The organism is Acinetobacter sp. ANC_7635 (assembly GCF_056779945.1).
Genome location: NZ_JBWYIS010000002.1, coordinates 18201 through 33314, shown reverse-complemented (window position 1 = coordinate 33314; position 15114 = coordinate 18201). Strand labels below are relative to the sequence as shown.

General features: G+C 38.7%; 11 protein-coding genes. 2 read left to right on the top strand and 9 right to left on the bottom strand.

The window, feature by feature from the left end:
* Positions 1-54 precede the first annotated feature (54 nt).
* The 6 genes from odhB to sdhC form a co-directional block, all read right to left on the bottom strand.
* Positions 55-1275 (bottom strand): 2-oxoglutarate dehydrogenase complex dihydrolipoyllysine-residue succinyltransferase, encoded by a 1221-nt coding sequence (odhB, locus tag AC1M89_RS04120; protein WP_035268505.1) that lies wholly within the window; start codon positions 1273-1275, stop codon positions 55-57.
* 17 nt (positions 1276-1292) lie between these two features.
* Entirely contained in the window at positions 1293-4115 is a 2823-nt protein-coding gene (locus AC1M89_RS04115; RefSeq protein WP_035268518.1) for a 2-oxoglutarate dehydrogenase E1 component, read from the bottom strand.
* 739 nt (positions 4116-4854) lie between these two features.
* Complete coding sequence (locus tag AC1M89_RS04110; RefSeq protein ID WP_035268507.1) at positions 4855-5565, bottom strand: succinate dehydrogenase iron-sulfur subunit; 711 nt, start codon at positions 5563-5565, stop codon at positions 4855-4857.
* Between the two features lie 14 nt (positions 5566-5579).
* A complete protein-coding gene (sdhA, locus tag AC1M89_RS04105) occupies positions 5580-7478 on the bottom strand; it encodes a succinate dehydrogenase flavoprotein subunit (protein ID WP_035268510.1) in 1899 nt (632 codons plus the stop codon).
* A 12-nt stretch (positions 7479-7490) separates the two neighbouring features.
* Entirely contained in the window at positions 7491-7856 is a 366-nt protein-coding gene (sdhD, locus tag AC1M89_RS04100) for a succinate dehydrogenase, hydrophobic membrane anchor protein (RefSeq protein WP_035268511.1), read from the bottom strand.
* Positions 7856-8254, bottom strand: a complete 399-nt coding sequence (gene sdhC, locus AC1M89_RS04095; protein ID WP_179997761.1) for a succinate dehydrogenase, cytochrome b556 subunit — start codon at positions 8252-8254, stop codon at positions 7856-7858. Before sdhC ends, sdhD begins: the two co-directional genes overlap by 1 nt.
* 1041 nt (positions 8255-9295) lie before the next feature.
* Between sdhC and gltA the strand changes: the two genes are divergently transcribed.
* Positions 9296-10570, top strand: coding sequence for a citrate synthase (gene gltA, locus AC1M89_RS04090; protein ID WP_035269948.1), 1275 nt, complete (start codon positions 9296-9298; stop codon positions 10568-10570).
* Between the two features lie 157 nt (positions 10571-10727).
* On the opposite strand, the gene AC1M89_RS04085 is transcribed toward gltA, so the two are convergent.
* From AC1M89_RS04085 to AC1M89_RS04075, 3 genes are read right to left on the bottom strand one after another with little or no spacing between them, the layout of a single operon-like run.
* Positions 10728-12305, bottom strand: coding sequence for a flavin-containing monooxygenase (locus AC1M89_RS04085; protein WP_481594374.1), 1578 nt, complete (start codon positions 12303-12305; stop codon positions 10728-10730).
* Positions 12306-12320: 15 nt separating this feature from the next.
* Positions 12321-13166 (bottom strand): SDR family NAD(P)-dependent oxidoreductase, encoded by an 846-nt coding sequence (locus AC1M89_RS04080; protein WP_180027941.1) that lies wholly within the window; start codon positions 13164-13166, stop codon positions 12321-12323.
* A gap of 15 nt (positions 13167-13181) precedes the next feature.
* Positions 13182-14135 (bottom strand): metal-dependent hydrolase, encoded by a 954-nt coding sequence (locus AC1M89_RS04075; protein WP_481590217.1) that lies wholly within the window; start codon positions 14133-14135, stop codon positions 13182-13184.
* A 282-nt stretch (positions 14136-14417) separates the two neighbouring features.
* Between AC1M89_RS04075 and AC1M89_RS04070 the strand changes: the two genes are divergently transcribed.
* Positions 14418-14906, top strand: a complete 489-nt coding sequence (locus tag AC1M89_RS04070) for a hypothetical protein (RefSeq protein WP_092766833.1) — start codon at positions 14418-14420, stop codon at positions 14904-14906.
* Positions 14907-15114 lie beyond the last annotated feature (208 nt).

Below are 15114 nucleotides of genomic sequence, written 5' to 3'. Positions count from 1 at the left end.
CTCCAAAAATGGGCCTAGAGGATCGCTCTAAGCCCATGGATTTATTCTTTAGAATTAAAGATCAAGGATAAGTTTAGCTGGTTCTTCTAACAATTCTTTGATTGTTACAAGGAAACCTACTGCTTCTTTACCATCAATTAAACGGTGGTCATAAGAAAGCGCTAAATACATCATTGGTAAGATTTCAACTTGACCATTTACCGCCATTGGACGCTCTTGGATTTTATGCATACCCAAAATTGCAGTTTGTGGCGTATTTAAAATTGGTGTTGAAAGCAATGAACCGAAAGTACCACCATTAGTGATCGTGAATGTACCACCTGTCATATCTTCAATGCCGAGCTTACCATCACGTGCTTTGAATGCGTAATCACGAATACCATTTTCTACTTCAGCATAGTTCATGCGATCAGTATCACGTAATACTGGAACTACTAAACCACGGTCAGAAGATACCGCTACACCGATGTCATAGTAACCGTGATAAACGATATCATCACCATCAATTGAAGCATTTACAGCTGGGTAGCGTTTAAGTGCTTCAGTTGCAGCTTTAACAAAGAATGACATAAAGCCTAAACGAGCACCATGACGCTTTTCAAAAGCATCTTTGTACTGAGCGCGCATGTCCATGATTGGCTTCATGTTGACTTCGTTGAACGTCGTTAACATTGCTGTTTCTTGCGTTGCAGCAAGTAAACGCTCAGCCACACGCTTACGAAGACGTGTCATAGGAACACGTTTTTCAATACGCTCACCTACAGCTACGCTTAATGGTGCAGCAGCAGGAGCAGCAGGTTTAGATTGGTGATTCGCCACATCTTCTTTAGTGATACGGCCACCACGACCTGTACCTGAAACTTCTGATGCATTGATACCAGTTTCAGTTAATGCCTTACGAACAGCTGGAGCTTGGTCTTGAACAGGAGCTTGAGCACGTTCAACAACCGGAGCAGCACCCGCTTCTGTAGCAGCCGCAGCTTGTTCAACTTTCTCTTCAGATTGAACAGCTTGAGTTTGAGAAGCACCAGAAACAGCACCTGCTTCAAATGTAGCAATTACTTCATCAGAAAGAACTGTGTCGCCTTCGCCTTTAATGATATTTGCAATCGTACCATCTGCAGGAGCAACAACTTCAAGTACAACTTTATCCGTTTCGATATCACAGATCACTTCATCACGTGATACCGCTTCACCTGGTTGTTTGTGCCAAGTTGCAATTGTTCCGTCTGCAACTGACTCTGGGAATACCGGTGCTTTAATTTCGGTTGCCATTCTTAAGATTCTCCTGATTATTCTGCTACGATCGCAAGCGCTTCGTTAACGAGTTGTGCTTGTTGTTTTGCATGTAAATATGGTGAGCCACAAGCCGGTGCAGCAGATGCTTCACGTCCTGCATAGCTGATTTGAATTTGTTGACCTGACTTCATAACACCTTCGTATAAACGTGGTGCGATGAATAACCATGCGCCTTGGTTCTTCGGTTCTTCTTGCGCCCAAACAAGCTCTTTCATATTTGGATATTGTGCAAGTACTTCCGCTAAACGTGCTTCTGGATATGGGTACAATTGTTCAACACGAACAATAGCAGTGTTGTTCAATTCATTTTCACGACGTTTTTCAAGTAAATCGTAATAAACCTTACCACCGCAAAGCACTACACGAGTCACATCCAACTTATTAATGTTATCAACTTCATCAATCACAGTTTGGAAAGTTCCGTTCGCCAATTCATCAAGATTAGATACCGCTAATTTGTGACGTAATAATGACTTTGGAGACATGATAATCATTGGTTTACGAATTGGGCGAATCGCCTGACGACGTAAAGCATGGAAAATCTGTGCAGGAGTTGTAGGCGTCATCACTTGCATGTTTTCTTCAGCACATAGCTGTAAGAAACGCTCTAAACGTGCAGATGAGTGTTCTGGGCCTTGACCTTCAAAACCATGTGGAAGAAGCATCGTTAAACCACAAACGCGCTCCCACTTTGTCTCACCAGAAGCAATGAATTGGTCAATAACAACTTGAGCACAGTTCGCGAAGTCACCAAATTGTGCTTCCCAAATAATTAAGCTCTTAGGTAGAGTTGTTGCATAACCATATTCGAATGCCAATACTGCCATTTCAGACAATAATGAGTCATAAATCGCTGTACGCGGTTGATTTTCTTTAATATGGCAAAGTGGAATATACGTCGAACCGTCTACTTGGTTATGAAGCTTCGCATGACGATGCGAGAATGTACCACGACCAACATCTTCACCAGTTAAACGAACAAGATAACCCTCGTCCAATAACGAAGCATAAGCTAGAGTCTCAGCTGCACCCCAGTTCAATGGCATTTCACCAGTTTGCATTTTAAGACGATCATCGATCACCTTAGAAACTTGACGCTGCATCACGAAGCCTTCAGGAAGCTCACGCATTTTGCGACCAAGTTCTTTTAAACGCTCTTCAGGGAAAGTAGTATCCCAAACGTCAGTGTATTCGTGACCTAAGTATGGCGTCCAGTCAACGAACATTTTTTTATTCGGTTCAAGTACAAGTGCATTAGCAACATGTTTACCTGCTTCTAAATCAGCACGGTAATCTTCGATCATCTGATCTGCAGTCGCACGATCAATTACACCTTCTTGTACTAATTTGTCAGCATATAATGCACGAGTCGTCGTTTTCTTATTAATGACTTGATACATCATTGGCTGAGTTGCTGCTGGCTCATCTGCTTCATTGTGACCGCGACGACGGTAACAGAACATATCGATAACAACGTCTTTACGGAAAGTATGACGGAAATCATGTGCAAGTTGAGCAACAAACAATACAGCTTCAGGATCATCACCATTCACATGGAAGATTGGTGCCTGAATCATTTTCGCGATATCAGTACAGTATTCAGTAGAACGTGCATCACGTGGATCTGATGTTGTAAAACCAACTTGGTTATTGACAACAATATGAACTGTACCACCTACCGTATAACCACGTGTTTGTGACATTTGGAAGGTTTCTTGGTTCACACCTTGACCAGCAAATGCAGCATCACCATGTACGATTACTGGTAATACGTCATCACCACCAATGTCTTTACGACGAACTTGACGAGCACGTACTGAACCTTCAACTACAGGCCCTACGATTTCTAAGTGTGATGGGTTAAATGCCAATGCCAAATGAACTTCGCCACCTGGAGTCATTACGTTTGACGAGAAACCTTGGTGATACTTAACGTCACCAGAACCTTTCTTGTGAAGTGATTTACCTTCAAATTCACCGAAAAGATCTGCTGGGTTTTTACCCATGATATTGACAAGCAAGTTGAGACGACCACGGTGTGGCATACCGATCACAACTTCTTTACATCCCACAGAACCTGCGCGTTGAATAACAGCATCAACCATCGGAATGAAAGATTCACCGCCTTCCACACCAAAGCGCTTAGCACCAACATACTTATTGCCTAAGTATTTCTCTAAGCCTTCAGCTGCAGTTAAACGTTCAAGAACATGTTTCTTTTGTTCTGCTGAAAAACCAAATTGACCTTTCACACCTTCAAGACGTTGTTGAATCCAACGTTTCTCTTTAGTGTCAACAATGTGCATATATTCAACACCAATAGAAGCGCAATACGTCGCCTCCATCGCATTGACCATTTCACCTAAAGTTGCTTCAGTTTTGCCAATTGCAAGATTACCTGTATTGAATACAGTATCTAAGTCAGATTTGGTTAAACCATGAGCCGCTAGATCAAGATCAGGCACTTCTTCTCGTTTTGCCAAACCTAATGGATCTAATTTTGCTTTTTGATGACCGCGGTTACGGTATGCAGCGATTAATTGTAATACTCCAATCTGACGACGCTCGTGCTCAGAACTAACTGAACTTTGAACGACAGGCTGAATACGGTTTGAGTTACGACCCAATAAAAGGAATTGCTCACGTACATTGCTGTGTGGTTGATCCCCTTTTGGGAACTTACCAAAGTATTCTTGCCAATCAGCACCGACTGATTCTGGAGCAACTAAATACTGCTCATAAAGTTCTTCAATATACGCTGCACTGTCAGCGGAAAGTTCAGTGTCAAGACGCAATGCGTCAGCAACTTCTTGCATTTGTGGACCCATTTCCTATTGCAAAACATTACAGGGAGCTTTCTAAGCTCGCCCATGATTGATAATGCCAAATCGGTAAATTGACATTCACCCATCTGGTACAAAAGACCATGGGGCGTATAGCATTAGAGAGTTTCTAATACCAATGACGAATCATAACGCCCTCATTGGCATCATCACTCATCTTTATACTCGATAAAATTACCGAGCAATTTTTGCAAATTGACTTAGAAAAAAATAAAAATATTAGTCTTTTCTAAAGCAACTTTTCAATTTCATTATCCCTGCTTTCAGCTTAACACCAAACCACCAAAATGTTGATTTAATGTACAGATTGAATAATATTCATGCTAAAAATTTTGTTCAAATCCTACCATGAACTTCACTTCAAACTGATTTTATTGACACATACCATTCATAAATTAGCTAAATACAACTATAAACCATTGAGATAATATAAGGTGCATTTAGATAAATTCTATTAAAATTCATAATTATTAGACTAAAGCCTAAAATTATAGATTTAAATACATGCAACTTGGATCATAAAACCGATATCTTAACATTTTAAAAAGATATTTGCAGATGCAAAACGTTTTCATTTATCCCTAAAGTGCATATTTTTTTATGATTGGGGCAAATCTAACCACTTCAACCAAAATATCTCGAAAACTAAATTTAACATCAAGTTTTGATTAAAAAAAAAGCACACCTAAGTGTGCTTTTTTTTGGAACAGCATTATCCAGCTTGATCTAACAACATGCTACGAATGTGACCAATCGCTTTTGTTGGATTTAGACCTTTAGGGCATACTGATACACAGTTCATGATACCTTTACAACGGAATAAACTGAAAGGATCGTCTAAACGAGCCAAACGGTCTTGAGTAGCAGTATCACGCGAATCAATAATGAAACGATATGCATTCAACAATGCTGAAGGACCCAAGAATTTATCAGGGTTCCACCAGAATGATGGGCAAGACGTTGAACAACATGCACAAAGAATACATTCATACAAACCATCAAGATGCTCACGCTCTTCTGGAGATTGTAAACGCTCTTTAGGTGGTGCAGGTTGATTATTAATCAAGAACGGTTGAATTTTGTCGTACTGATCATAGAACTGATTCATGTCTACAACCAAGTCTTTGATTACTGGAAGACCTGGTAATGGACGAATAGTAATTACTTCTGGCAAATCGTTTAGGTTCCAAAGACACGCTAAACCATTTTTACCATTGATGTTTACACCATCTGAACCACAAATACCTTCACGGCATGAACGACGGAACGTTAAAGTTTCGTCTTGAACTTTCAATGCAAGTAGCGCATCAAGCAACATACGGTGCTTATCAGTCAACTCAAGCTTGAATGTTTGCATGTACGGTGCTTTATCCTTATCAGGATCGTAGCGGTAGATATTAAATGTACGAGTACCTCTACTCATCTTACTTCTCCCAATTAGAATGTACGTGGTTTAGGTGGAATAGCATCAACTGATAAAGGCTTGTAACGTACTGGCTTGTACTCAAGACGGTTATCAGCAGAGAACCATAAAGTATGCTTCATCCACTCATCATCACGACGGCCGTAAGGATATGCTGGATGATCTGGAGATTCTTCAAAATCTACAACAGTATGCGCACCACGACATTCTTTACGTGCAGCAGCAGAGATTAAGGTTGCTTTTGCAACTTCGTATAAGTTTTCCACTTCAAGTGCTTCAATACGCGCAGTATTAAATACTTTTGATTTGTCTTTTAAGTGGATATTACGGATACGAGGCTCAAGTGCCAGAATCTCTTTCACACCTTTTTCAAGAAGTTCAGTTGTACGGAATACACCTGCATGATCTTGAACGATATCGCGAATTGCATCAGCAACTTCTTGCGCATTCTCACCAGAAGTTGACTCATCTAAGCGACGGATACGCTCGACAGTTTGCTGAAGCACAGTTGTTGGAAGCGGCGCATATTCATCACCGTGATGCTTAGTCACATAGTCAATGATATGTTCGCCAGCAGCTTTACCAAATACAACTAAGTCAAGCAATGAGTTTGTACCTAAACGGTTAGCACCATGTACAGACACACATGAACATTCGCCAATCGCATAGAAACCTTTCACTGGTTTAGTGAAATTGCGATCCGCAGCATTGGTAGAATAAGTATCGCTGTCTTTGTCGTAATGTGCTTCTAGCGGAGTAGTTTCACGCGATTCAGGAACAACAACTTGACCATGAATGTTAGTTGGAATACCACCCATTTGGTAATGGATTGTTGGTACAACAGGAATTGGCTCTTTTGTGATGTCAACGTTCGCGAACTTCTTACCAATCTCAAATACAGATGGAAGACGTTTCATGATCGTATCAGCACCCAAGTGCGTCATATCAAGAAGGATATAATCACCTTTAGGACCACAACCACGGCCTTCTTTGATCTCTTGGTCCATAGAACGTGATACGAAGTCACGTGGTGCCAAGTCTTTCAAAGTTGGAGCATAACGCTCCATAAACGGTTCGCCGTCTTTGTTACGAAGGATTGCACCTTCACCACGACAACCTTCAGTTAACAATACGCCTGCGCCTGCAACACCCGTTGGGTGGAATTGCCAGAATTCCATATCTTGTAATGGAATACCTGCACGAGCAGCCATACCAAGACCATCACCAGTGTTGATATATGCGTTTGTAGATGCGCGGTAAACACGACCAGCACCACCCGTTGCAAACAATGTTGCTTTCGCTTGGAATACTGCAATTTTACCTGTTTCTTGGTCAATTGCTGTAACACCAAGTACATCACCTGCTTCATTACGGATCAAATCAAGCGCGATCCATTCTACGAAGAATTGTGTACCCATTTTCACGTTGCTTTGATAAAGCGTGTGAAGAAGTGCGTGACCTGTACGGTCGGCAGCAGCACAAGCACGAGGAACAGCTTTTTCACCATAGTTCGCAGAGTGACCACCGAATGGACGTTGGTAAATTGTGCCGTCAGCGTTACGGTCAAATGGCATACCTAGATGTTCAAGTTCATATACAACTTGTGGCGCTTCACGAGTCATAAACTCAATTGCGTCTTGGTCACCTAACCAGTCAGAACCTTTTACTGTGTCATAGAAATGGTAGTGCCAGTTATCTTCTTGCATGTTACCAAGAGAAGCACCAATACCACCCTGTGCAGCTACAGTGTGAGAACGCGTTGGGAATACTTTAGTCAATACCGCAACTTTCAAACCAGCTTGAGCAAGTTGGTAAGAAGCACGCATACCAGAACCACCACCACCAACGATGACAGCATCGAAAGTTTCGTGTGGAATATTTGTATAATCTTCTTTAGGGTTTATAGCGCCCATGATTGTTTCCTATCAATTCGCCCAAAAAATCTGGATTGCCCAGATCGCATATGCAAATACAGCAATAATGACTGCTGAAGTCAGTACTAGGCGTAAACCTGATGCTGATGGACCCATTTGACGAGTCGTCACATAGTCAGTGAATACTTGCCACATACCAATCCATGCGTGTGCAACAAGAGATAAGACTGCCAATAAAGATAAAATCTTCATCGGTAATGTCATCATAAAGCCGTACCACTGTTCGAAGTTGAAACCACCATTACAAAGGATCCAACCAAACACCACAACAGTATAAACAGCTAAAACTACAGCACTTACACGCTGGATAAACCAATCGCGAGAACCTGAACCCGTTAAACCAGTAGCACTTTTCATTAGAGTACGATCCATACAAATGATGCAACGATACCAATTGCAGATAAAATTAATGCGATTGTTGCTGCTACACGACCACTTTGTAACTCTTCAGCGATACCCATATCAGCAAGCAAATGCTTGATACCTGCGATGAAGTGGTAGATTAAGCCAGCGACAAATACCCATACGATGAAGCGCACGATAAAGCTATCAAAAATAGCTTGAACTTGTGCAAAGCCCTCAGGAGAAGACAATGATTTGTCTAAGATCCATAAAAGAACTGGTACGAGTAAAAATACGATGACACCTGAAAGACGGTGTAAAATAGATGCAATAGCCACAGGGGATTTTAAGTTTACGTCTAAAACTTGACCCATGGACAAATTGACAGGTCTGTTGCTTTTCACAGCGGGCATCCTGTAGTTAAAAACTCCATCCGGAGTTTGTTGGAATTAATTCGAAGGAAAGCTGGCATTTGTTAGACAAATAAATTGTCTAAACCTTTATACGACACGGAATTATAAAACGTGCAATTTCAAATTACAAACCTACGAAGCAGGCGTCAACCATAAAATATTTTTAAATAAGAATCATTTACATCTACTTTCTTACAGTTAAGTCATCTCTCTATTTAAATACAAACACTAAGCTATTAATATTTATATCAATTTATTTTAATTTAGTGTTACTGAACTCAAATGTTCGATTTGTCTTAATTAGACTAAAGCACGACTCACTACAAAAATATATTTTTTTAAGAAATATAATATTCATTTTATTTTTCAAAAACTTAAAGAAAATTAATTCTCAAATAATTTGTACTTTTAAAACTAATTAGAAAAATGAATATTGCTCACATGGTCATTGTTTTTTTATCTAATTGAATTGAGTAATTTCAAATGTAAAAAAGGATAAAAATCATATGCACTTATAAATTAATTACAAAATAAACTTCATTTTCTAATGTTGAGTTCACCACTTAAAATGTAATGAAACATTATAAATTAGACACTTTTTAATCAATTAGTAAATAAAGTGAAAAAAAATATTTCATTGTCATTATTGGTCTATTTATTCAGTCTATCATCTTAAAAAAACAGACAAATTCTATAAACAATCGCTTTTCACAACCTTTAACATATTGATAAAAGGTATTAATAATCAAGCATTACTTGGTTTAAATCATCAAAATATGCACGTTTTTGTCTTTTTTTTTATGCCACTACCGTTGAAATTGTCTTATTATACGGCGGCGCTAGTGAAAAGCAGATAAATTCCTACTGATTAACTGAGTTTAGAACCAGTCACTTTAGGTCGTCATTTTTATCCATAAGTATAATTGACAATTTTTGACTACTCACTAAGCTTAGAGCAAATTTTGAAACCGTCTAACTCACGGATTACAACAGATTATTTCGGGTTAGATAAAACATTCACCAGGACAGGAGATCTATTGAATGTCTGAAGCAACTGGCAAAAAAGCCGTATTACAGCTTGATGGCAAAGAAATTGAATTACCAATTTACAGCGGCACATTGGGCCCAGATGTAATCGACGTTAAAGATGTATTGGCCGCAGGTCACTTCACTTTTGATCCTGGTTTTATGGCTACAGCGTCTTGCGAGTCTAAAATCACATTTATCGATGGTAATAAAGGTGTTCTATTACACCGTGGTTATCCAATCGACCAACTAGCTACTAAAGCTGATTATTTAGAAACTTGCTACTTATTATTAAATGGTGAGCTTCCTACAGCTGAGCAAAAAGAAGAGTTTGACGCTAAAGTTCGTAACCACACTATGGTTCACGATCAAGTTAGCCGCTTCTATAACGGTTTCCGCCGTGATGCACACCCTATGGCGATTATGGTTGGTGTTGTTGGTGCGTTATCAGCGTTCTATCACAACAACCTTGATATCGAAAATGTTGATCACCGTGAAATTACTGCGATCCGTTTGATTGCTAAAATTCCTACCCTTGCTGCGTGGAGCTACAAGTATACTGTTGGTCAACCATTCGTTTACCCACGTAATGACTTAAGCTATGCAGAAAACTTCTTGTACATGATGTTTGCTACTCCAGCAGATCGTGATTACAAAGTTAACCCTATTCTTGCAAAAGCAATGGATCGTATCTTCACGCTTCATGCTGACCATGAACAAAATGCTTCTACGTCTACAGTACGTTTAGCTGGTTCTACTGGTGCTAATCCGTATGCATGTATCGCTGCTGGTATCTCTGCACTTTGGGGCCCTGCTCACGGTGGTGCAAACGAAGCTGTTCTTAAGATGCTTGATGAAATCGGCTCTGTAGAAAACGTTGCTGGCTTCATGGAAAAAGTGAAGACTAAAGAAGTTAAACTTATGGGCTTCGGTCACCGTGTTTATAAAAACTTCGATCCACGTGCTAAAGTAATGAAAGAAACTTGTGATGAAGTTCTTGGTGCTTTAGGTATCAATGATCCACAGTTAGCTTTAGCAATGGAATTGGAGCGTATCGCACTTTCTGATGAATACTTCATCAAGCGTAACCTTTATCCAAACGTTGACTTCTATTCAGGTATCATCCTTAAAGCGATTGGTATCCCAACAGAAATGTTCACTGTAATCTTCGCACTTGCACGTACTGTTGGTTGGATCAGCCACTGGTTAGAAATGCACAGCGGCCCATACAAGATTGGACGTCCTCGTCAACTTTACACTGGCGAAGTTCAACGCGATATCGTTCGTTAATTCGAACTGCGTCGACAGTCAAAAAACCACCCTTTGGGTGGTTTTTTATTATCTGATTAACAACAAAATATTGTTTTCAGCCCTAATGAAATAGAAACCTCGTATATCTAGAATATCTACAAACAAAAAAAAGCCTGATTAAATCAGGCTTTTTTGATCAGTGTTGTGAATAATGATCCAAATTTAATGAGCTTAACTGCTGTTTTAATTTTGCAAGAGACCATGGCCATGCTGCAAAGTTACGACCATTTTCATCCAAATAGTAACTCTTACAGCCCCCTGCATTAAATACAGTGGTTTTAAGATGCTTTTGAACCAATTGATTATGTCGCTTAACAACGTCGTCTTTAATCACAAGCTTGTTAATATTTTGCTTTTTGATCTTTAGTAGGCCATCAAGAATATAATCTAATTGAGCTTCAGCAATACCAATAAATGAGTCATAAACCAGAATATTTGGTCCTAGCACCAAAAATGCATTTGGTACATTGGTAATACTTGCACCTAAATAAGCTTCTGGTGAACTATTTTTCCAGCGATCTGCTAAGAGCTTCCCATCCATATCGTAAATGCGTTTACCAATTGGCGGATGCGATACCTCAAAACCCGTACCCCAAATGATGACATCTACTTCATGACGCTCACCATTGGCCGCAACGACCGTATTCCCATCAATCTCAACCAACCCCTCATTGATTAGTTTCACATTATCTTGTTGCAATGCTGGATAGTAATTGTTGGCAAATAAAAGACGTTTACAGCCAATATCAAAATTTGGTGTGACTTTTTTTCTTAATTCATCATCTTGAATTTGCAACTTCAATAATTGTTTGCTTAAGAAATTCACAGGCTTCAGCACTTTCGGATTACGCAAACCAAAGTTAATGCCATTTAAAATTTGGGCAATACTGCTCCGCCAAGTGGATTGAATAACGGGAAATTTCTGGATCAGTGATTTCGCTTGATCATTCAAATTCATATCAGCTTTTGGCAACACCCAAGGTGCTGTACGCTGAAACACAAAGAGTTCTTTCGCTAATGGCTGAACCTGAGGAATAAATTGAATCGCTGAAGCACCTGTACCAATAACAGCAATACGTTTACCTTTCAGATCGTACTCATGATTCCATCTTGCAGAGTGAAACATTTCCCCCTTGAAACTTTCTATGCCCTTAATTTTTGGAAATGATGGCTCAGTAATCGGTCCCGTTGTAAAGATTACCGTTTTTGCTAGATACTTTCCTTGAGAAGTTTCTAACGACCACTGCGCCTTCTCGTTATCCCAACGTGCTGTTTTTAATTCATGATTAAATTGGATTTTTTCAGTCAATTGATGCTTCTCAACCACTTCCTCAAGATAACTTAAGATTTCTGGCTGCTTGGCAAACAAATGACTCCATTTGTGACTTGGCGAAAAGGAAAAAGAATATAAGGCTGAAGGAACATCACATCCACATCCTGGATAATTATTATCGCGCCATGTACCACCAACTCGGTTCGCTTTTTCCAGCACAATGTAGTCGCGATATCCTGCCTGATTCATTTTATATGCCGCAGCGATACCGGAAATACCTGCACCAACAACAATCGTGTCATACACCTTTTGTGATTGTTCGACTTTAAGTTCTTTATCTGCGTTATTTTTTTTCTTTACTTTTACTTCTGCTTTTTCAGATTGATCAGCAGTTTGAATTTTTAAATCTGCATTGCTCTCTAATTCGTTATCGAGTGTCATTCTTTTATCTCTCTATTATTTTACAAAACGCTTAAACCATGGATAACCTACACCTAACATTTTGGTATATAAGGTCGGTGAAGCACGCTTCATCAACCAAAATAATTTCGCGTCTGGTTGTGGAATCGTATAAAGAATGCCTTTATCTAAATTGTTTAAGGTTTTTTGTGCAACTTGATCGCTTGTGACAAATGCATGATTCTGCAATAAATCATCCGCTAAACCCGAGTAATTGGAAGGTAATCGCCCATTCTTCATAATATTAGTAGGTACTAAAGTTGGGCAAAGCACATTCACACGGATATTATCTTGATGTAGTTCTGCAGATAACGTTTCAGATAATGCAAGTACACTAGATTTCGTCACGTTATAAGCTGTCATTTCAGGTGCAGCTGTAAATCCTGCTGCTGAAGCAACATTAATAATTGCCCCATAACCTTGTTGTTTAAACTTCGGTACAAAAAAGTGGCAACCATGAATCACGCCCCATAAGTTGACATGCATACACCATTGCCAATCTTCTAGTGTCATCTCATCAAACTTACCACCTAACCCCACGCCAGCATTATTAATAACAAGTGTCACAGGATGATTAAAAAGGTTTTCTGCTTGATTCGCCACTCGCTCAACATCTTCCTTTTTTCCCACATCGCAGGATTCAGCAAATGCTTTTTGCCCTGTGGTCTGAGAAATCAGCTGAACAGTTTCTTCAGCTGCAGCTAAATTAATATCAGCACACACCACTTGACCACCACGTTTTGCAATTTCCAATGCAAAACTGCGTCCAATACCACTTCCCGCACCCGTTACCACAGCATAAGCCTGATGGCTCGGTTTAATTTTCTTCTTAAAAAAAAGCATGAACTATCCTTATTCTTATACCTTTAAAGCAGGCATGAATTCCTTCGTAAAGTATGGTGTTAAAATACCATCCACTGGATTTAATAAACGTTCTTTGTAGTACTCTAAAAACGCTGATGTATCATGATCATTCGGATGGAAGTCTGGTTTGAGATATTCGAAAATATGTTTGATCGAACTGCCATAAACACCATCTTTTAGACCAAAAATCAAACCTACACTTCGGTACATATCTTTGTAATAACTTAAACTGATTAGATTTGATGGCTTACGATAAAATGGCACAACTAGTGATGCAGCAGAAATCAGCACTAAAATCGTAATAAGCGCTGGGAAAAAGCCTGCTATTCTTAAAGCATAGTTACTCGAAAGAAGTTGGAACACATCATATGCAATATCTTTATGCTCTGATTCCTCAAGCATATGCCACATCCAAATTGCGCGTTGTTTCTCATCTTGAGATTCGAAGAAAATATGCTCATGATTCATCATGTATTCAGCAAGCACTGCGGTAAAATGCTCAATCCCAGCCATAAGCGATAATTTCATTGGCTGAGGCAACCGATTAAAACCATATTCAAAAACGTGATGCGCCAGAAATCTAAACAATTTGACAGGCAAATCTGCCTTTAAAAAAGCGTCATTTAATTCTTCATGAAGTTTAGAATGTAAAGCTTCTTGCCCAATCAGCGCTGTCACTCTTTGCTTCAGTAATGGATCTTGAATAAAGTCACGATGATAACGTGCTGTATCAATAACGAGATCCTCACCATAGGTTAAAAAAATTGAAAGTGAGGCAAAGTAAGCACTTGCTAATTCCGCATTCAAATAAAATTTTGGATCAATCTTTTGATGATCAAAATCAAATTTCATATGACGAATTGGAATAGCTTTTGATTGATTCTCAGGATCAAATTTAGAACCGTTTAGAAATTTAGAAATTTTTTTTAGTGGCTGAGTTAATAACATGGCGAACCTTCTCTTTTATCTCAGTGAATAAATTCAAATAATGTGAATTCTTCGACGTTTCTAAAAAATTAAGATAAAAAGACGAAATAGCCATTTGCATAATAAATCTTTAGAGATGGCATAATTGCTCATTCATCAAGATTGTCTAACAAAATTATTAAGTTTTAATCAGTAAATACCATTTCATTATCATTAAAGGTCAACACCATTTTTAACAAGTAATGATTCCAAATAGTGATATTTTGAATGTCACATAAACTTTAAGTAGATTAAGAAATAAGTATGATGTTGTGGATGCCACTTATTTTAAAATGGATAAAATTTGACGCTTTTAGATGTAGATCACTCACCCAAGGTGAAATCACGTTGAGCCAAAGTGTCTTTGGTGATCTTATAGATTATGACAGGGTGAAAATCATGAATCATCCGTTTCTACCGTGGCAACCCTCAGCGGTATTTATGGCGCCAAAGGGCTATTTGCATATTCGCAACAAACATTTCAAAACTGACTATTCGAAAGAAAATAAAATCTATCAAGGAATTTTCATTCACGAGATGACTCATATTTTACAACACCAACAAGGACAAAATGTTTTGCTCAAAGGCGCTTTTCTTCAAAGTGCGTATTTTATTTCCTTCAAAAAGTATAATCCTTATGCCTATAAATTTGACCCTAAAAAAAATTTCAATGACTACAACATTGAACAACAAGGCGATATAGCTAGAGATATATTTTTGAAAAAGATTCCAAATATTATTTTGAATCAATAAAAATTGTAAAATTAAAAGAATATTTTTTATTCAAGCTATTGATTTGTGAATCAGAAACACCATATCAGCTTTGACATCTGATTTACTGTGTCGCAAATCCATTACGATTTAATTTTTTATGTACAAACAATGGCAAAAGCTAGTATCTACTTTTATTTTAGATAGAATACATATGAATCGTAGTTTTTGCTGTGCAAGAAATAAGATC

Coding starts and splice junctions, on each gene's coding strand:
- odhB (WP_035268505.1), bottom strand. CDS start 1,275: ATGGCAACCGAAATTAAAGCACCGGTATTCCCAGAGTCAGTTGCAGAC.
- AC1M89_RS04115 (WP_035268518.1), bottom strand. CDS start 4,115: ATGCAAGAAGTTGCTGACGCATTGCGTCTTGACACTGAACTTTCCGCT.
- AC1M89_RS04110 (WP_035268507.1), bottom strand. CDS start 5,565: ATGAGTAGAGGTACTCGTACATTTAATATCTACCGCTACGATCCTGAT.
- sdhA (WP_035268510.1), bottom strand. CDS start 7,478: ATGGGCGCTATAAACCCTAAAGAAGATTATACAAATATTCCACACGAA.
- sdhD (WP_035268511.1), bottom strand. CDS start 7,856: ATGAAAAGTGCTACTGGTTTAACGGGTTCAGGTTCTCGCGATTGGTTT.
- sdhC (WP_179997761.1), bottom strand. CDS start 8,254: ATGCCCGCTGTGAAAAGCAACAGACCTGTCAATTTGTCCATGGGTCAA.
- gltA (WP_035269948.1), top strand. CDS start 9,296: ATGTCTGAAGCAACTGGCAAAAAAGCCGTATTACAGCTTGATGGCAAA.
- AC1M89_RS04085 (WP_481594374.1), bottom strand. CDS start 12,305: ATGACACTCGATAACGAATTAGAGAGCAATGCAGATTTAAAAATTCAA.
- AC1M89_RS04080 (WP_180027941.1), bottom strand. CDS start 13,166: ATGCTTTTTTTTAAGAAGAAAATTAAACCGAGCCATCAGGCTTATGCT.
- AC1M89_RS04075 (WP_481590217.1), bottom strand. CDS start 14,135: ATGTTATTAACTCAGCCACTAAAAAAAATTTCTAAATTTCTAAACGGT.
- AC1M89_RS04070 (WP_092766833.1), top strand. CDS start 14,418: ATGATGTTGTGGATGCCACTTATTTTAAAATGGATAAAATTTGACGCT.